The sequence below is a fragment of the Xanthobacter dioxanivorans genome, from assembly GCF_016807805.1.
In the GTDB taxonomy this organism is placed as follows: Bacteria; Pseudomonadota; Alphaproteobacteria; order Rhizobiales; family Xanthobacteraceae; genus Xanthobacter; species Xanthobacter dioxanivorans.
The window spans coordinates 3,661,641-3,680,329 of sequence record NZ_CP063362.1 but is presented as its reverse complement, the minus strand read 5'-3'; the positions used below and the strand labels follow the sequence as shown (position 1 = coordinate 3,680,329).

The window sequence follows — 18,689 nt, the reverse complement described above, 5'->3', positions numbered from 1 at the left end:
CCCATGTTCTCCTCCGTTTCGTTCCCCGCCGTTTCAGCCGTTGCGGCGCGCATCGGCCTTCTCGCCACGCTTGCGGTCGGCGCGCCTGCCGCCGCCGGTGCCGCGAGCCCGGCCCTCGATCCGGTTCCGCTGCTGGAGACATGGCTGCTGCCACGTTACGACGCCCTCGCCGCCACCACCGCCGCCCAGGCCTCCGCCTGGACCGCATTCTGCGCCAAGCCCGAGGCTGTCGGAGTGGCGGGCCTGAAGGAGGCCTACGGCAAGGCGGCGGATACTTGGAACGCGGTGGAATTCGTCACGTTCGGGCCCATCAGCCTGTCGCTGCGCGCCGACCGCATCTCCTTCTTCCCGGACCGGCGCAACGCCATCTCCCGCGGCCTCGCCGAGATCATCGGCGATCCCGACCCCGCCCGGCTGGAGCCGGAGCGCTTCGCCCAGTCGAGCGCGGCCGTGCAGGGCCTGCCGGCGCTGGAGCGCCTCCTGTACGAGGAGGGAGCCGCCGACGCCCTCCTGGCAGGGCCGGAGGCCGCGCGGCGCTGTGCCCTCGGCACCGCCATCGCCAACACTCTCTCGACCATCGCCCGCGAGGTGCGCGCCGCCTGGGGCGACCGGACCAGCGGCGCCCTCGGGGCCATCGTCTCCGGCAAGGGCGACCCCGCGCTCTTTCCAGATGCGGGCGCCCTGCCCGGCATGATCCTCACCGACCTCTCCGGCGCCTACCAGCGGGTGACCGATACCAAGATCATGCCGGTGCTCGGCTCCGGCCCGTCTGACGCCAAGCCCAGCCTCGCCGACAACTGGCGCTCCGGCCGCGCCACCCGGGTGGTTGCCAACATGGTCCGCAGCGCCGACACGCTCCTCGTGGCCGTGGGCGGCCAGATGCCGAGCCGGCCGCAATATGTGGTGACCAAGGCCGCGGCGACGGCGGATGCGGCGGCCGAGAAGCTGCCGGCCGATCTCGGCGCCGCAGCCGGTACCGTGCAGGGCGTCGCGGCCCTTCAGGCCGCGATCAAGGCGTTCAAGGGCGCGCAGATCTCCGTGTACAAGCCCATCGCGTCCTATTTCGGCATCTCGCTCGGCTTCAACGCGCTGGACGGGGACTGACCATGGCGCCGCTCCCCCTCGATCACCTCGCTCTGGACCGGCGCGGCTTCCTTCTGGGGGCTGGGGCGGCGCTGGTGATGGGTCCGTCCCGCGCGGCCGGTCTTGCGGGTGCCAATGCCGGCTGGTTGGCGACCGCCGGCGTGGAGGGGGGATTTGCCGCCGTGGGCCTCGACGGCTCCCTCACGACGGCGGATAGGGCGCCCTCCACCGTGCGGCTGCACGGCATCGAGGCGAGCCCGCGCGGGCCACTGGCGGTGGCGGTGGGGCGGCGGCCGGGGCTCGTGGCCATCGTCTTCGACCGGGAGAAGGGCGGTGCGGTGGCCACATTCGACCCCGGCGCGGGTCGGGTTTTTTCCGGCCATGGCCGCTTTGCGGCGGACGGCGGGCTCTTCCTCACCAACGAGATCGAGCGGCCGCAGGAGGGCGCGGGCGGGATGGGGCGTGGGGTGGTGGCGGTGCGCGAGGTCAAGGGCAGCTTTGCCATCACCGCCGAGTGGCCCAGCGGCGGCGACGGCCCGCATGATCTGATGCAATCCGGCCCCGCCTTGGTCATCGCCAATGGCGGCGTCGAACCCAATACGCCGGAAGCGCGCGATGCGGAGATCACGGGCTCCGGCATCACCCTGCTCGATCCCACCAGCGGCGACGTGCGCGGCGCCGGCGTGCTGTCCCGCGACCTTGCCAGCCTTTCGCTGCGCCATCTCTCCCGCGACGGACGCGGAGGCACCGTGGTGGCCGCGCAGGACCTGCTCAAGGACGGGGAGGCGCGTCCTCTGCTCTTCCGCATCGCCGCCGATGGCGCGCTCTCGTCCTTCGATGCGCCGGAGGCGGAATGGCGGGCGCTGCGTGGCTATGTGGGCTCGGTGGCCCATGACCCCTCGGGCCGCTTCGTCGCCTGCGCCTCGCCGCGCGGCAACCGCGTGGCGGTGTGGCAGGCGGACGGGCGCTATCTCGGCGCCGTGCCGCTTACCGACGGCTGCGGCCTCGCGCCGGGACGGGAGGCGGGCACCTTCGTGGCGGCGTCGGGCTATGGGGAAGTGATCATGGTGGCCGCCGGCGGGGAAGGCGTCGGCATCGTCGCACGGCGCACGGGCGGCCCGCGCTTCGACAACCACATGGTGCGGATCGGCTGATCTTTTTTGCCGGGCTCGCGCAACCCGAACGGGGACTTCGCTATTGTCTTGCCTGACGCCCCCTGAAGCGGAGGCGCGGAAAAGAAGAGGCGAAGCCATGAACTGGGTCGTGCTGGTGGGTAGTGTGCGCAAGGGGTCCTTCAACGCGGCGTTGGCCCGTGCCCTCGGCGGCCTGGCCCCGGACGGGGTGAGCATCGAAATCCTGCCTTCGGTCGCGGAGATGCCCATCTATGACGGGGACATCGAGGCGGCGGGCTTTCCCGGGCAGGTGAGCGCCGTGGGCGCGCGCATCCTGGCGGCGGACGCCCTGATCATCGTGACCGCCGAGTACAATTATTCCATCCCCGGCGGCCTCAAGAACGCGCTCGACTGGCTCTCCCGCCTCAAGGAGCGGCCGCTGAAGGGCAAGCCCACGCTCATCCAGTCCGCCTCCCCGAGCACCATGGGCGGAGCGCGGGCGCAGTATCACCTGCGGCAGGTGCTGGTGGCCCTCGACGCGCTGGTGATGAACGTGCCCGAGGTGATGGTGGCGCAGGCGCACACCAAGGTCGCGGACGGGGCCCTCACCGATCCCGCCACGCGCGATTTTGTCGCCGGCCAGCTCTCGGCCTTCCACGCCTTCGTGCGCAAGGCTAAGGCCGGCGAGGCAGCGGAAGCCTGATGAGCTATTCGCCCCCGTACTCGGCAAAGGACAGGGGTGTCTCGTAGACCCGCACCGTGGCGAGCAGGGGCAGGAGCGGCTTGGTCCGCTCCCAGATCCAGGCCGCGATGATCTCCGCCGTGGGATTTTCGAGGCCTGCGATGTCGTTGAGGCAATAATGGTCCAGCTGCTTCAGCAGCGGCCCGAATGCGGTCTCCACATCGAAGAAGTCGACCACGAAGCCGGTGACCGGATCGACGGGCCCCTCCAGCGTCAGGTCCACGCGATAGGAATGCCCGTGCATGCGCCGGCACCGGTGGGCCTCCGGCACGTTGGGCAGGAAATGGGCGGCCTCGAAGGTGAAGCCCTGGGTGATCCGCACGCGGCGGGGCACGCTCATACTCATGGAATGCCGATCATCTTGTGGGTCTGGACGGACAGCCGCCAGCGCGGATGTGCGAGGCAATAGGCCACCGCCGCCTGCGTATTGCGCAGCCGGTCCGGCCCGTCCATGGGCTGCAGGAAGAAATGGGTGAAATCGAGGTCCGCGAAGGCCTCGGGGGCAAGCCCCTCCTGCGGGAAGACGAGCTTGAGCTCCTGTCCCCGCGCCTGCTTCAATTCGCTGCCCGCCTTGGGGCTGACGCAGATCCAGTCCAGCCCTTGCGGCGCCGCGATGGTGCCGTTGGTCTCCACCGCGATCTCGAAGCCATGCGCATGCACCGCCTCGATGAGGGCGGCGTCCAGCTGGAGCAGCGGCTCGCCACCGGTGAACACCACGTAGCGGCGCTCGACTCCGGCCTCACCCCAGGTGCGGGCGATCGCCTCGGCAAGGGCGGCAGCGTCGCCAAAGCGCCCCCCGCCCTCCCCGTCGAGGCCGACGAAGTCGGTGTCGCAGAAGCGACAGACGGCGGCGGCGCGGTCCTCCTCCCGGCCGGACCACAGATTGCAGCCCGCAAACCGGCAGAACACCGACGCACGCCCGGCCTGGGCGCCCTCCCCCTGGAGGGTGGTGAACATCTCTTTGACAGCATAGGCCATGGGCCGATGCCTTTAGACCGAAGGCGCGCGTTCGGGAAGCCGGCGCGGCATCGCGGCCGGCGGGCGGCTACTGCGCGGGCGGGGCGGCGGGCGCGGGCGCAGCGGCCGTGGCGGGCTGGTTCAGCGCCTGGGACTGGAGCCTCAGGTGGTCCAGGCCGCTGATCTTCACGCCGTCGATGGAGAGGGTGTCGGGGGCGGTCCCGCCATTGGCGGTGGCCCCCCGCATCACGCTGCCCCGCAGTTGCGGGGCGATCTCGGCGAGCTGGGCGAACTTGCCGTGGTTGAAGCTGTCCAGCGCCTTCACGTCGCTCATGTCCACCACGATGGCGCCGAGGTCCACCAGTTCGGCATCGTTGGTGAAGGCGCCGAGCCGCACCTTGTTGCCGGCGATGAAATCGGAGAATCCAAGCGCCTTGTCGTCGCGCGAAACGATGACCACGAACGGCTTCGCCGGCTTGCCGAAACGCTTGAGCTGGCTCTTGAACACGTCCACGTCGATATCGGGGGCGGCGAGGATGATGTTGCCGACTTTGTTGGCGGGCAGGCCCTTGCCGGAAATGCGGATCTGCCGCAGGGCCTCCACCGTCACCCAGTTGCCCATGGAGTGGGCCATGATGCTCACTTCTTCCGCGCCGCTGTCGAAGGTGAGACGGATCGTCTCCTCCAGCTTGTCGCGGGCGGCGGTGGCGCTGTTGTTGTCGTAGACATAAGCCTCCGTGGTCGCCCGCGAGGCCCAGGTGAACAGCACCGGCACGGCGGGGGCGTCCGAATCCTGCGCCATCTGCGCCAGGCGGTAGAGCGCCTCGGAGAACATGGTGTTGTAGCCGTGGACGAAGATGAACACCTTCTTCTGTCCCACCGGCCGGCGCGCCAGCTCCGACTTGAGGTCGCGCAGGAACTCCTGCTGGGTGTCGCGGAACAGCGCCTCGCGCACCACCATGTCGGTGCTCGGATCGCCGAGACCCTGCTTGGGCCATTCGATCTCGCCCGGCTTGTGGGCGGGCGGCACCGAGAGGTCGACCTTGGCGAAGCTGAGGGCGGTGGAGCGCTCGCCGTTGAAGAGGACGCCCGGCCGTGGATCGCGCTCGCGGGTGGAGGCAACGAGGATGACGTGCTCATGGGTGCCCGGCACCGTGGCGCCGACGGGGGTCAGGGCATCCGGCCCGGGACGCGAGCCACAGCCGGCGAGGAGTGCGAGGCACGTCGCAAGGACCGCCACGCGCACCGCCGCGCGACGCGCTTTCCCCAGACCCGGCATCCGCCGCCCACGCTCAAGCATCTGCACGCCGTTCCCCCCACGCAATTTTTCTTCATGGCACAACCGAGGCCCGGAAGCGCGGTATTTCAGGGCGAATGCTGAACGCCATCTTGGCGGGAGGTAGGCGGCGGCGGATTGCGGCGCCCGCCTCCAAATTGAGTGCAACACGGCAAGCCCATATACCGAACCGCAGATCAGTTTATTGCAGTATCGCAAACTCGCTTTGCGACTTCGGGCATCGCCCGGCGCGGGACGCGGGCTTATCTCAGGCGGGACACGAAAGCGCAGGAACATCCTGCCGGAGACATCGCCATGCAGCTCACCGGCCTCCACCATGTGACCGCCATCACGGCGGACGCCCCCTACAACCATCGCTTCTACACGCAGACCCTCGGCATGCGGCTGGTGAAGAAGACGGTGAACCAGGACGATACCTCCGCCTATCACCTGTTCTACGCGGACGGCGAGGCCAATCCCGGCACCGACCTCACCTTCTTCGACTGGCCTGTGGCCCGCGAGCGGCGCGGTAGCCATGCGGCGGTGCGCACGTTCCTCCGCGTCAAGGACGAAGCCGCCCTCGAATACTGGGCTGCGCGCCTGTCGGATGCAGGCGTCGACCATGCCGGCATCGAAACCCGCGACGACCGCCACCAATTGTCCTTCGAGGACCGCGAAGGCCAGCGCCTCGGCCTGATCGTGGACGAAGGGAAGGGCCCGGGCGTGCCGTGGGCGAAAAGCCCGGTGCCGGAGGGCAGCCAGATACGCGGCCTCGGCCCCATCCTGCTGTCGGTGCCGGATCTCGCCCCCACGGCGGCGGTGCTGATGCATGTGATGGGCATGCGGGAGGCCCGCACCTATGCCAGCGAGGAGGGCCGTGCGATCCATGTGTTCGAGATGGGCGAAGGCGGCCCGGCGGCGGAGGTCCATGTGAAGGTGGAGCCCGGCCTCTCCCCCGCCGGCCAGGGCGCCGGCGCGGTGCATCACGTGGCCTTCCGCGTCACCAGCTTCGACGAATACGAGGAATGGGCGAAGCGGCTGAAGGAGCTGCGCGTACCCAACAGCGGCAAGGTGGACCGCTTCTATTTCCGCTCGCTCTATTTCCGCGAGCCCAACGGCATCCTGTTCGAGCTCGCCACCGACGGGCCGGGCTTCGCCGCCGACGAGGACGCCGCGCATCTCGGCGAGCGGCTCGCCCTGCCGCCCTTCCTGGAAGGCCGTCGGGTGCAGATCGAGGCGGGGCTGAAGGCCCTGTGAGGACAAGCGCGTCAAACGCAAAAAAGGGCGGCGGGAGGGAAAGACCCCCTCCCGCCGCCCGTTTTACTCAAAGCCGTGCCCGCGGCGATGCGTGCCCCACGCCGTCGATCAGCCGCGCTCCTCCAGCGGATGGGTGCGCAGGCGCATGGGATCGTAGAAGGGCGTGCGCACCACGCTCGCCTCGAAGCTCTCGTCCCCGTCCGTCACGCTGACGACCGTGCCGAGGGCGGTGAAGGCGGGCTGGAGCGAGACGAGGGCCAGCGATTTCATGAGGTGCTGGCTGTAGGTGGTGGAATTCACCACGCCCGCCTCGACGCCATCCTTGAAGATCTTGGCCCCCGGCGTGATGGCCCTGGGGGCCAGCACCTCGAGACCGGCCTGATGGGTGCGCTCGGTGCCCTTACGGGCGAGAAGGGCCGCCTTGCCGCGGAAGTCGGGCTTGGAGAGGTCCACCGACCAGTCCATCAGCACCTCGAACGGTGTCGTGTCCTTATGGGGCATGTCGAAGGGAAAGAAGAGCAGCGCGCCTTCCACCCGCACGATGTCGAGGCAGTCCCACGACACCGGCATGGCGCCGAACGGCGCGCCCGCTTCCAGGATCTTGTCCCATAGGGCCACCGCGTCCTTGGCGGCGCAGAACACCTCGTAGCCGCGCTCGGCCGAATAGCCGCCGCGCGCCAGCGAGACCGGCACGCCGAACAGCGTGGTCCTGCCGTGCCCGAAATAGGGCAGGCTCTTCAGGTCCATGGGAGTGTGGGGGGACAGGATGTCGAGGGCCTTCGGCCCCTGGAGCGACAGGATGTGCACGTCGTTGTCGCGGGAGAAGGCCACGTCGAAGCCTTCCGCGACGAGGGGAAGCGCGTCCTCCAGAGCACCGCCGCCGTGGGAGAGACGGTAGGCGCCGTCTCCATCCGCATAGATCAGGACGTCGTCGATGAGGCCGCCCTCGTCATCGACGATGGAGGAGATCATGGAGCGGCCGGCCGGGACCTTGGCAATGTCGGCGGTGACGAGCTGGTTGAGGAAGGCGAGGGCATCCTTGCCCGAGACGTTGATGATCTTGAGCGCCGACACATCGAACAGACCGGCGCGCGTGCGCACGGCCTCGGTCTCCGCGTATGGATCGGTGGCGTAATGCTGGGGAATCGCCATGTCGTTCCACGATTCCTCGAGCTTCGACCCCAGCTCCCTGTGGCGCTCGTTGAGGATCGATTGGCGCCAGATGGTTGCGCTCGTCATCCTGTCCCCTCTCTGCGGCTCTCGGCCTGTCTTGAAATGAGAGGCGGCGGAGGCAAGGCGGTGCCTGCCGATCCTGCCGCGACGGGCACATCCTGATCGGCGCCGCACTTCACTGTCAATTACTTTTCCTTAGAAGAAATACCGCACGCCGACTGGCGCGGAATTAGGCGGCCACAACCCTTGCAGCGTCAGCGTCTGATCATTTTCAGATCGATATCGCCTCCGCCTCCGCTCAATCAATGGGCTTGCACACGGCGCAGCCATTGGCAAAGTGTTTCTACGGCGTCAAAAAAGTTCACTGAGGGGAACAGGTCGCCACCCAGCGAGATCGCAACTGCGGGACGGGCCGGTCGGGGCCCCGGCCCAGGCGGAGCTTGAAGTCATGGCCGATGTGAAGATGTGGGGCAAGGAAGAGTTCTGGGGTCTCGGCTTCGAGTGGGATCCCCAATGGCTGCTGTCGCCCGCCCAGAAGGCGCTTCAAAGCAAGCTCATCGCCCTGTGCGAATCCACCCTGCGCGCCAATGCGGTGGAGAGCGACGCCAGCTACATCTATCCCCGCAAGAATTTCGAGGCGCTCGCCACGCTCGGCCTGCTGTCGCTCAACGTGCCGAAGGAACTCGGCGGCCTCGGCGAGAACCACGTGTGCGCCGCCATGGTGGTGGAGACCATCGCCCGCTACGGCTGCCCCTCCACCGCCATGTGCTACACCATGCACCTCGGCGCCACCGCTGCCGCGCTGCTGCGGCACCACGACAACCCCATCCTCACCGACATCCTGAAGCGCCTCGACAGGGACGTGCTCATCGGCACCCTGTCCTATTCGGACCCGGAGACCGGCTCGCACTTCTGGTATCCGATCTCGTCCAAGGCCGAGGCCCACGGCGACGGCTGGAAAGTGACCAAGAAGGCGTCCTGGACCACTTCCGGCGGTTTCGCCGACTGGTACATCGTGCAGACCACCAGCCCCGGATTTGCCGGCGACTATTCGGACCTCTCCTGCTTCCTCGTCACCAAGGACGAGGTGAAGGCCAATCCCTCCGAGTGGGACGGCCTCGGCCTGCGCGGCAACCAGTCCGGCCCGATCATGGTGGAGAACGCCATCCTGCCGAAGGACGCCCTCGTCGGCCCCATCGGCGACGGGGCGAAATCCAACGACGAGGTGGTGGACCCGTTCTTCCTCACCTGCTCGTCGGCCTGCTGGAACGGCATCTCGCTCGCGGTCATCGACATCGCCAAGCGCCACACCACCAGGAAGACCCACAATGACGTGGGCATGCGCGTCGCCGACTACCCCACCATCCAGGACTATGTGGGCGAGGCGATCATGGATACCAATTCCTGCCGTGCCTTCGACTTCCAGATGGCGCAGGCGCTGGATTCCGTCACCAACAATTGCGACTGGTCCATCCACAAGGACGTGGACGCCCTGCCCCGCTCCGCCTTGCTGCACTGGCTGTGGCAGGTGAAGTTCGAGGCGGCGAAGAACGTCGCCCATGTGGTGGACAAGATGCTCCACGCCACCGGCGGCACCGGCTTCCGCCCCGCCCTGCAGATCGAGCGCTACCTGCGCGACGGCAAGGCCGGATGGGTGATGGGCCCCACCAACGAGGTGCTGCGCCAGTTCGTGGGCAAGGCCTCGCTGCTCGGCTTCGGCTCGCTGGACTACTGGAACAAGTCCATCAACGAGCGGGTGCTGAACAACGAGATCAAGAAGATGGACGACGAGGAGAAGCGCGCCCTCGCCGAAAAGCTGCTGGCGGAGATCAAGCCGGCCAAGGTGGCCTGAGGCCGGCGCGCCGGCTGATCCCGACCATCACATAATCTAATGCCGGTGGGCATTTGTGATTAAGGCGCTCACCGGCGGGACGGATTATAGTCCGGGTCGTGGACCATCTTTTCAGCGAGTTTCTTTCCATGACCACCATCGATATCGACGCCCGTTTCGATCCGCGCGAATTGCGCAGTGCGCTTGGCCGTTTTGCCACCGGCATTGCCGTGGTGATGGCGCGGGACGAGGACGGCCCCATCGGCGTGACGGTGAATTCATTTTCCTCCGTCTCGCTCGATCCGCCCCTCGTCCTGTTCTGCATGGCCCGTTCGCTGCATTCCCTGAAGCGCCTGGAAAAGGCGAAGGCCTATTCGGTCAACATCCTGCTCGGGCACCAGCAGGAGATTTCCAACCGCTTCGCCCGTCCCGGCGAGGACAAGTTCTCCGGCACGCATTGGGAGATCGGCCCGTCCGGCGCCCCGCGCCTCGTGCCTGCCCATGCGGTCTTCGAGTGCGTGCCCTACGCCCATTATGACGGCGGCGACCATGTGATCTTTGTCGGGCGCGTGGTGCACCTGCATGCCGAAGGCAACGGCGACCCGCTGCTCTATTACCGTGGCAGCTACCGGCTGCTCGCGACCCCGATGGAAGAGGGCTGAATGGACTTTTCCCTCCTGCCGCCCGGCTCCTCCCGCAGCCCCCTTGTCCCGCGCGAGCGGGTGGTGGTGCGGGGCGGCAGCTGTGCAGCGATCCGGCTCGGAGCCGGGGATGGCATCACCATCCTCGACCCGGAAGGGCTGCAGCCGGCGCTCGTGTTCGCGGTCGGAGCCGACCCGGCGGAGGCGCTTGGGCTGCAAGGTGCGGCGGCGGGCAGCCTTGCGGAAAGTCTGAAGCTGGGAGGCGAGGCGGCCGCCGAGGTGGCGCGCCTCCTGCCGGCGCGCGGCGTCGGGTGCGAGGATGCTCCCGGCGCGAAGGTTCTGCCTGGGGATCAGCCGGCGGGAACCGAGGTGAGCCTGGTGGCGGCGCAGGACGTGCTGGCCGTCATCGCCGCGCCCGGTGCGCCCATGGCCCCGGATGCGCAGGATGCGCCCACCGACCTCGTGGTCACCGTCACCCGGGCCAGCGGGAACGAACGCCCCCTCCCCCCGCCTCTGGCGGAGACCAAGCTCGATTTGCGGGTGCCGGCCGCGCAGGCCCGCGCCTTTCGCGTGAAGGCCGGCGACTATATCCAGATCATCGACGTGGACGGCCGCCAGTGCTCGGACTTCCTCGCCTTCGACGCCGTGGCGCTGGAAAAAGGCGAAGAATTCGGCCTCGATGCCACCACCACCCGCACGCTCATGGGCGCCGCCTATCCGGGGCCGGGACTGCACTCGAAATATTACGACGAGCGGCAGGTCCCGCTGGTGGAGGTGATCCGCGACACGGTGGGCCGGCACGACACCTTCGCCCTCGCCTGCTCGGCCAAATATTACGAGGACATAGGCTATCCGGGCCACGCCAACTGCTCGGACAATTTCAACGCCGTGCTGGAGCCTTACGGTATCCGCACGCGGGCCGGCTGGCCGGCCATCAACTTCTTCTACAATACCGCCGTGGACCACACCAACGCGATCACCATGGACGAGCCGTGGTCGCGGCCCGGCGACTACGTGCTTTTGAAGGCGCTGACCGACCTCGTCTGCGCCACCTCGTCCTGCGCCGACGACATCGATCCGGCCAACGGCTGGGAGCCCACCGACATCCACGTGCGGGTCTACGACGCCGCCGAGGCCTTCTCCAAGGGGATCGCGTTCCGCATGAGTGCCGACGCCGAGCCGCGCCTGACGCGCGAGAGCGCCTTCCAGCCGCGCCTGTCGCAGCTGACCCGCAATTTCGTCGAGTATCGCGGCTTCTGGCTGCCCACCTGCTTCACCGGCGAGGGGCCCATCGCCGAATACTGGGCCTGCCGCGAGAAGGCGGCGATCATGGACCTGTCGCCGCTGCGCAAGTTCGAGGTGACCGGGCCGGATGCGGAGCTCCTCCTCCAGCGCACGGTGACGCGGGACATGCGCAAGCTGGCGGTGGGCCAGGTGGTCTACACGGCGCTGACCTATGAGCATGGGGGCATGCTCGACGACGCCACCATCTTCCGGCTCGCCCCCGCCAACTTCCGGGTGGTGTGCGGCGAGGAGTTCACCGGCGCCTGGCTGCGCGGCAAGGCGCACGAATGGGGCCTGAAGGCCTTTGTCCGCTCGTCCACGGACCAGTTGCACAACATCGCCGTGCAGGGGCCGCTGTCGCGGGAGATCCTCGCGCAGGTGATCTGGACCGGGCCGACGCAGCCCTCCATCGCCGAGCTGAAATGGTTCCGCTTCGCGGTGGCGCGCCTCGGCGGCCCCATGGGGCCGGCGGTCGTGGTCTCGCGCACCGGCTATACGGGGGAACTCGGCTACGAGATCTGGTGCCATCCCAAGGATGCCGGCGCCACGTTCGACGCCGTGTGGGCGGCGGGCGCGCCCAGGGGCATGAAGCCGCTCGGCCTGTCCGCCCTCGACATGCTGCGCATCGAGGCCGGGCTGGTCTTCGCCGGCTACGACTTCTGCGACCAGACCGACCCGTACGAGGCCGGCATCGGCTTCACGGTTGCGGAGAAGGCGGAGGATTTCGTGGGGAAGGCGGCGCTCGCCCGGCGCAAGGCCAATCCGGCGAAGACGCTCGTGGGCCTGAAGGTGAAGGACAACGACGCCGTGGGCCATGGCGATCCGATCCATATGGGCCGGGCGCAGGTGGGCGTCGTCACCTCGGCCACCCATTCGCCCATCCTGAGGGCACAGATTGCGCTGGCCCGCATCGACGTGGCCCACGCGGCGATCGGCACCCAGGTGGAGGTCGGCAAGCTGGATGGGCAAAGAAAGCGCATCGCCGCGGAAATCGTGCCCTTCCCCATTTCGATCCGCAGAAGACGCGGGTGCGTGCCTGACGGTAGAGCTCGCGCGCGGCGGCGATCCGAAACGGTAAAGTCAAGGCATTGGCCCAGCAAACGCTAGGCGACATCTCGCCTGGCGCCGATCTTGTTTGCATGAAATTCAATTGAACAACAATTGTGCAGAGTATCGTCTAAAAATTCATCTCGAAATGCCGTTACGGCACATGTATATCTTCATTGACAATAAATTTTCGTGTGGAGAAACTCCCCGCCATAATCGAGGGGAAAACCATGAGCATCGCAGCAACCACCGAGGCTGTCGCCGCGCCCGAGGCCGGCACGCTTCAACGCAAGATCAGCTGGACCGGCGCGTTCTGGATCGCGAGCGGCGTGCCCGCGCTCGTGCTCTTCTCCATCGGCGCCATCGGCGCCACGGTGGGCGCGCCGGCCTGGTTCGTGTGGATCGTGTCCATCATCTTCGGCTTCATCCAGGCCTTCTCCTATGCGGAGATCGCCGGCCTGTTCCCGCACAAGTCGGGCGGCGCCTCGGTGTACGGCGCCATCGCCTGGGTGCGCTACGGCAAGCTGCTCGCGCCCTTCTCCGTGTGGTGCAACTGGCTGGCCTGGTCGCCGGTCTTGTCCATCGGCTCGGGGCTCGCGGCGGGCTACGTGCTGTCCATCCTGTTTCCGGCGGATGCCGCCATCAACACCTGGCAGCTCACGCTGGTGGACCTCGGCTGGCTCAAGACCGGCCTCGCGCTGCGCCTGAACGCAACCTTCTTCCTCGGCGCGGCCCTGCTGCTGGTGGCCTTCGCCATCCAGCATCGCGGCATCAGCCAGACCGCCAAGGTGCAGGTGATCCTGGGCGTGGTGGCGCTGCTGCCGCTGGTGCTCATCGGCCTCGTGCCGCTGGTCACCGGCGACGTGCTCGCGGCCAATCTCGGCCCGTTCGCGCCGCTGGCCAAGGACGAGGCGGGCAAGGTGATCGCCGGTTCCTGGAACATGGCCGGCATCACTCTCATGGCCGGCGGCCTGTTCATCGCCGCCTGGTCCACCTACGGCTTCGAGACCGCGGTCTGCTACACGCGCGAGTTCAAGGACCCGAAGACCGACACCTTCAAGGCGATCCTGTATTCCGGCCTTTTGTGCATCTTCGTGTTCACCATCGTGCCCATCTCGTTCCAGGGCGTGCTCGGCCTCGGCCAGCTGGTGACACCGGCGGTGGTGGATGCCTCCGGGACGGTGACCACGCCGGCGGTGTATGACGGCATCCTCTCCGCCGACATCTATTCCGGCATGGGCGTCGCCAGCGCCATGGCCGACATGATCAAGGGCGGCCCCATCGTCCACAACGTGATCGTGGTGATGCTGATCCTGGCGCTCATGCTCGCCATCATCACCTCCATGGCCGGTTCCTCGCGCACGCTCTACCAGGCGTCGGTGGACGGCTGGCTGCCCAAGTACCTCAGCCACGTGAACGAGAACGGCGCGCCCACCAAGGCCATGTGGACCGACCTCGGCTTCAACCTCATCCTGCTGATGATGTCGGACTACGTGTTCATCCTCGCCATCTCCAACGTCTGCTACATCCTGTTCAACTTCCTCAACCTCAACGCCGCCTGGATGCACCGCATCGACCGGCCGGGCTGGGAACGCCCCTTCAAGGCGCCCACCTGGCTGATCGGCATGGGCACGGTGCTTGCCTTCGTGAACCTGTTCCTGCTCGGCATGGGGGCGGACATCTGGGGCGCGGGCACGCTGGTCACCGGCCTCGTGGTCTCGGCGGCCATCATCCCGGTGTTCCTGTTCCGCCACTACGTGACGGACAAGGGCCGGTTCCCGGCGGCGATGATGGAGGACATGCACCTGAAGGCCGAGCCGGGCGCCGGCGTGAAGGCGGGGATGCTGCCCTATCTCGCGCTTGCGGGCGGCGCGGTGGTGATCATCGTGGCCCGCATGCTGGCGGTCTACTGAGCGGAGACGAGATGAGCGATCAAGGCATCAAGAGCCGTCCCAGCTACCAGCCGATCGCGCCGGACCCGGCGGGCCGGCATCATCTGATGGTCGTGGACGGCGCCGAGGTCCCGCCCGAGGCGCTGGCGGAGGGGGTCACCCCCTCCGCCTTCGAGGTGTGGACGGTGGCCCGCAGGAGCGCGGTGCCGGGCGCGCCGATGATGGAGGAAGCGGCGGGCGCGGTGCGCACCTTCCGCTCCACCCCGCATCTGTTCTCGGCGCTGGAGGAGCGCCTCGCCCGCGAGACCATGGGCCTGCGCTTCTATGCGGTCGGCCCGGAGCCCTTCTTGTGGGATGCCTATGGCATGGGCGAGAGGGCGGGCCTGAGCCGCCAGGAGATGGGCTTTGCCCATGTGGGGCCCAAGGCCCGGCGCATTTTCTGCGTCCACTGCCGGGAGGTGATGGAGAAGGTCACCACCTCCATCGTCACCTGCACCGGATGTGGCGCCGCGCTGTTCGTGCGCGATCATTTCTCGCGGCGGCTCGCCGCCTTCATGGGCGTCCAGATCGACGCCGAAGTGCCGGGCGAGGTGCCTGCGGCCGAGGAGCTCTATCGATGACCGCCGGAGAACCCCTGCATGTGCGGGTCCGCGAGATCGAGGAACTCGCGCCGAGCCTCAAGCGCTTCTCGTTCGAGCCGGCGCACGGCGGCCAGTTCCCCACCCCGCCGGCGGGCGGCCACGTGATGCTCACCCTGCGCGACGGCGCGCGGGTGATGAAAAATGCCTATTCCCTGGTCACGCCGCCCACCGAGCGCACCCGCTACGACATCATCGTGCGGCTCGTGGCCCAGTCCCGCGGCGGCTCGTCCTTTCTCCATCGCAGCGTCGTCCCCGGCGACGTGCTGGAGATGGCGAACCCCATCAGCCTCTTCTCCCTCGCCGCCACGGCGAGGAAGCACCTTCTGGTCGGCGGCGGCATCGGCATCACGCCGCTCCTCTCCTTCCTGCCGGAGCTGAAGGCGCGCGGCGCCCGATTCGAGCTGCACCAGCTCGCCACCGGCGAGGAAGCCCCGGTGTTCGAGCGTCTCCTCGCCCCCTATGCGGCGGCCGAGGAGATCCGGGTGCATTCAGGCGGCCGCGCCGCCTTCGACCTCGCCGGGCTGCTGGCGCGCCAGCCGCTCGGCACGCACCTCTATGTCTGCGGGCCGCACAGCCTGATGGATGCGGTGACCGGCACCGCCGCCGGGCTCGGCTGGCCGAAGGGCAAGATCCACAAGGAGAGCTTCGGCGGCGACGTCTCCGGCCTGCCCTTCCGCGCCGTCCTGAAGAAATCGGGGATCGAGGTGGAGGTCGGCGAGACCCAGAGCCTGCTGGAGGCCATCGAGGCGGCCGGCGTCGCCGCGCCCTGCCTGTGCCGGGGCGGCGCCTGCGGCGAGTGCGCCACGCCCGTGATCGAGGGCGAGGCGGACCATCGCGACGACTTCCTCTCGGCCGAGGAGAAGGCCAGCGGCAAGCTGATCATGACCTGCGTGTCCCGCGCCCGCGGGCCGCGCCTCGTGCTCGACCTCTGACCCGTGGGAGGAAGAATATGACCCTTCAGTTCAAGCCCGCCGAAACCTTCCGCGACACCTTCACCTACAGGAAGTCGCCGGAGGACATCCTGCGCTTCCCGTTCCCGTTCCCCGAGGACGAGTACATGTACTCGGTGAACATCGAGCCGCACGTGCGCGGCGGCCCGACCGCCGCCTTCCGTGCCACCTTCGACATCGACGAGCACTACATCGCCGAGTGCCGCGAGCGCGAGCGGGTGCTGAAGGAGGACCCCAAGCGCTGCCAGGTTCTGCCGCACATGATGGCCGCCGAGTGGGACACCCTCGAGCTCATCATGGAGAGCATGGCGGCGGATTATCCCGAGCACTTCTCCCTGGCCAAGGCCGGGGACCTGTGGACCTGGGTCAACCGGCCGCTCGGCATCCAGCAGAGCTTCACCTTCGGCAAGGTGGAAACCCTGCCCTGCCCGCCCTTCGAGTACATCACCCGGCAGGCGCAGGGCGACTTCACCCTGCAGGACCAGCGGGACGACAACCTCTACGTGGACGGCGGGATGGTGACCACCCAGGCCGACTGGTCGCTGGAATTCGACATCGGCATGAGCTTCCACGAATGGCACGGTCCGGTGCCGCTGGCCCACGAAAAGGGCGTGTTCGACCGGGCGCTGAAGTATCTGCTGCGCCTCCAGTACGGCCAGCCGGTGCGGCGGCTGAACTGGACCATGACCATCAATCCGCGCCTCGACACCTCGCCGGAGAATTACCCCGTGTGGGGACCGGACAAGGCGAGCGTCACCCCGGAGAACGTGGCCGAGAAGGCGCACCTGCGGGTGGAACTTCAGACGCTGTTCCGACTGCCGCGCTCCGGAGCGATCCTGTTCGGCATCCGCTGCTATCTCACCAGCGTCGCCGACATCGCGAAGGTGCCGAAATGGCGGCGCCGGCTGCATCGCGTGCTGCGCGACCTCCACCCCGACATCGCCAGCTACAAGGGCCTGCCGCGCTTCCGGCCCATGGTGCTGGACTATCTCGCGCCCCTGGACGACGGCGCGCCCACCTCCAAGGGAATCGCGCCGGACACGGACGTTCTGGCGGGGTGAGACGGGCGGCGTGCCGCCCCTCAGATCTCCGGCAGCCCCAGCCATTTCTGGAAGGCATTGAGCACGAGGTTCACCGAGAAGGCCGCGAGCAGGATCCCCATCACCCGGCGCAGCAGGCTCGCGCCGCTCTGGCCGATGGCCTTGGAGATGTAGTCCCCGAGCCAGAAGATCACGAACAGCAGGGTCATCATCGCCGTCAGCGCCACCACGGTGATGATGTGCTGGTACAGCGGGGCGCCGCGATTGTTGTCCGAGAACAGGACCATCGCCAGGATCGCGCCGGGTCCGGCGATGATCGGCGTCGCCAGGGGATAGACCGCCAGCGCCGCAAAGCCGCGGTCAGCGTCGGGCTCGACCGGGTGGCTGGTCATATCGCCGAAGATCATGGTCATGGAGAAATAGAACAGGATCAGCCCGCCGGAGATCTGGAAGGCGAGGACCGAGATGCCCATCGCCTCCAGCAGCAGGCGCCCGATCAGGGTGAACACCACCAGGATGAGAAAGGCGAAGAGGAGCCCCAGGGCCGCCGCCTTGTGCCGCTCCTTCCGGTCGAGGTGAGAGGTAGTGCTGAGGAACAGGCTGAGATGGCTCAACGGTTCAAGCACCACCCACAAGGTCACGAGCTGGCTGGCGAACAGGTTCAGGTCATCGATCATCGGCACACCCCCTTGCCTCCTTGTAGCGTCGGAGGAGGAGGGCGGGAAACGGCGATTTGCGGGCCCGAGCACCGTCATCCGCATACACCTGTGGGAATGAGTGCGGCATCGCGCGTTGACCTGACGCAACGCGACCCGCAGACGTGGTACTAGATTGGCGTTTCCCACGGAGGAACGGCCAATGGTCCAGAACATTAAGAGCGTACTCATCGGCATGACGGAGGAGGGAATCGACGAGCCCTCGTCCGCCCTCGCCTACGGCCTGTCGCTGGCGCAGAAGTCGGGCGCCCACGCCACGATCCAGGCGGCCTCGCTGAAGGTGGTGATGGGCAACACGTTCGTCGGCAATGTCGCGGCGGGACTGGTCTCCGCGCACAACCGCCGCCTGCGGCAGCTCGCGGCGGACGTGGCGCAGCGGGCGCTGGGCGATGCGGCCGCGGCCGGCGTCGCCGCGTCGGTGGAAACGCCGCAGCTCAGCTACGGCCAGCTCGTGGACACCTTCGTGGCCCAGGCCCGGGTCCACGACCTCGCCGTGCTCGACGCGGAGACGGCCACGGTGAACGCGGACCGCGGCCTCATCGAGGCGCTGCTGTTCGAGAGCGGCCGCCCGCTCATCGTGGTGCCGCCGGGCTTCGACACGTTCCGGCACCACCGGGTGCTGGTGGCATGGGATGGCAGCGCGCGGGCGACGCGGGCGGTTAACGATGCCATGGACATCCTGAAGTCGGCGGCGTCGGTGGAAGTGCTCGCCATCGGCAGCGAAAAGGAGCTGGCGCACGAAGTGCCCGGCGCCGAGATCGCCCCGCATCTCGCCCGGCACGGGGTGAATGTGAGCGTGAAGAACCTGGTGGTCGGCCCGGACGGCATCCCCGCCATCCTGCGCGAGCAGGCGACCCTGATCGGCGCCGACCTGATCGTCATGGGGGCCTTCAACCACTCGCGGATGCGCGAATGGGTGCTGGGCGGCGTCACCCAGTCGCTGCTCGAGGACGCCAAGGTCCCCTTGTTCATGTCCTATTGAGCAGGAGGCGCCCGCCCGGCCTCAGGCCGCGGGCACACCCGCTCCCCCCCCGACAAGCGACAGCC

The 18,689-nt window shown here is 68.0% G+C and carries 16 protein-coding genes and 1 pseudogene; 12 read left to right on the top strand and 5 right to left on the bottom strand.

From position 1 onward, the window contains the following. Nucleotides 1-3 precede the first annotated feature (3 nt). The 3 genes from EZH22_RS17135 to EZH22_RS17125 all read left to right on the top strand — a co-directional run bounded on the left by EZH22_RS17135 (nt 4) and on the right by EZH22_RS17125 (nt 2,898). A complete protein-coding gene (locus EZH22_RS17135) occupies nt 4-1,104 on the top strand; it encodes an imelysin family protein (protein ID WP_203191739.1) in 1,101 nt (366 codons plus the stop codon). Nucleotides 1,105-1,106: 2 nt separating this feature from the next. Then, entirely contained in the window at nt 1,107-2,237 is a 1,131-nt protein-coding gene (locus tag EZH22_RS17130; RefSeq protein ID WP_203191738.1) for a DUF1513 domain-containing protein, read from the top strand. Between the two features lie 97 nt (nt 2,238-2,334). Further along, nucleotides 2,335-2,898 (top strand): NADPH-dependent FMN reductase, encoded by a 564-nt coding sequence (locus EZH22_RS17125; protein ID WP_203191737.1) that lies wholly within the window; start codon nt 2,335-2,337, stop codon nt 2,896-2,898. A gap of 4 nt (nt 2,899-2,902) precedes the next feature. Here EZH22_RS17125 and queD read toward each other — a convergent pair whose 3' ends face one another. The 3 genes from queD to EZH22_RS17110 all read right to left on the bottom strand — a co-directional run bounded on the left by queD (nt 2,903) and on the right by EZH22_RS17110 (nt 5,194). After that, complete coding sequence (gene queD, locus EZH22_RS17120; RefSeq protein WP_203196599.1) at nt 2,903-3,259, bottom strand: 6-carboxytetrahydropterin synthase QueD; 357 nt, start codon at nt 3,257-3,259, stop codon at nt 2,903-2,905. A gap of 20 nt (nt 3,260-3,279) precedes the next feature. Continuing rightward, entirely contained in the window at nt 3,280-3,915 is a 636-nt protein-coding gene (queE, locus tag EZH22_RS17115; protein WP_203191736.1) for a 7-carboxy-7-deazaguanine synthase, read from the bottom strand. Between the two features lie 67 nt (nt 3,916-3,982). Next, complete coding sequence (locus EZH22_RS17110) at nt 3,983-5,194, bottom strand: alpha/beta hydrolase (RefSeq protein WP_203196598.1); 1,212 nt, start codon at nt 5,192-5,194, stop codon at nt 3,983-3,985. Between the two features lie 285 nt (nt 5,195-5,479). On the opposite strand from EZH22_RS17110, the gene EZH22_RS17105 reads away from it, so the two are divergent. Next, nucleotides 5,480-6,427: a ring-cleaving dioxygenase gene (locus tag EZH22_RS17105; RefSeq protein WP_203196597.1), complete on the top strand. Its 948-nt coding sequence runs from the start codon at nt 5,480-5,482 to the stop codon at nt 6,425-6,427. 108 nt (nt 6,428-6,535) lie between these two features. Here EZH22_RS17105 and EZH22_RS17100 read toward each other — a convergent pair whose 3' ends face one another. Further along, nucleotides 6,536-7,666, bottom strand: coding sequence for an aminomethyltransferase family protein (locus tag EZH22_RS17100; RefSeq protein ID WP_203191735.1), 1,131 nt, complete (start codon nt 7,664-7,666; stop codon nt 6,536-6,538). A gap of 382 nt (nt 7,667-8,048) precedes the next feature. Between EZH22_RS17100 and EZH22_RS17095 the strand changes: the two genes are divergently transcribed. From EZH22_RS17095 to EZH22_RS17065, 7 genes and pseudogenes are all read left to right on the top strand, one after another. Beyond that, entirely contained in the window at nt 8,049-9,452 is a 1,404-nt protein-coding gene (locus EZH22_RS17095; RefSeq protein ID WP_231711014.1) for an acyl-CoA dehydrogenase family protein, read from the top strand. 128 nt (nt 9,453-9,580) lie between these two features. Further along, entirely contained in the window at nt 9,581-10,093 is a 513-nt protein-coding gene (locus EZH22_RS17090) for a flavin reductase family protein (protein ID WP_203191734.1), read from the top strand. Continuing rightward, nucleotides 10,094-12,396, top strand: a pseudogene (locus EZH22_RS17085) (DUF1989 domain-containing protein). 237 nt (nt 12,397-12,633) lie between these two features. Continuing rightward, the gene (locus EZH22_RS17080; protein WP_203191733.1) at nt 12,634-14,316 is read left to right on the top strand and encodes an APC family permease; all 1,683 of its coding nucleotides are present in this window, start codon (nt 12,634-12,636) and stop codon (nt 14,314-14,316) included. Nucleotides 14,317-14,327: 11 nt separating this feature from the next. Next, entirely contained in the window at nt 14,328-14,915 is a 588-nt protein-coding gene (locus tag EZH22_RS17075) for a dimethylamine monooxygenase subunit DmmA family protein (RefSeq protein WP_203191732.1), read from the top strand. Next, nucleotides 14,912-15,868 (top strand): PDR/VanB family oxidoreductase, encoded by a 957-nt coding sequence (locus tag EZH22_RS17070; protein WP_203191731.1) that lies wholly within the window; start codon nt 14,912-14,914, stop codon nt 15,866-15,868. The genes EZH22_RS17075 and EZH22_RS17070 overlap by 4 nt, the downstream gene beginning before the upstream one ends. 17 nt (nt 15,869-15,885) lie before the next feature. Beyond that, nucleotides 15,886-16,947, top strand: coding sequence for a heme-dependent oxidative N-demethylase family protein (locus EZH22_RS17065; protein WP_203191730.1), 1,062 nt, complete (start codon nt 15,886-15,888; stop codon nt 16,945-16,947). Nucleotides 16,948-16,967: 20 nt separating this feature from the next. Here EZH22_RS17065 and EZH22_RS17060 read toward each other — a convergent pair whose 3' ends face one another. Next, nucleotides 16,968-17,603 (bottom strand): MarC family protein, encoded by a 636-nt coding sequence (locus EZH22_RS17060; RefSeq protein WP_203191729.1) that lies wholly within the window; start codon nt 17,601-17,603, stop codon nt 16,968-16,970. Nucleotides 17,604-17,784: 181 nt separating this feature from the next. Here EZH22_RS17060 and EZH22_RS17055 point away from each other — a divergent pair, with 181 nt between their 5' ends. Beyond that, nucleotides 17,785-18,624, top strand: a complete 840-nt coding sequence (locus EZH22_RS17055) for a universal stress protein (RefSeq protein WP_203191728.1) — start codon at nt 17,785-17,787, stop codon at nt 18,622-18,624. Nucleotides 18,625-18,689 lie beyond the last annotated feature (65 nt).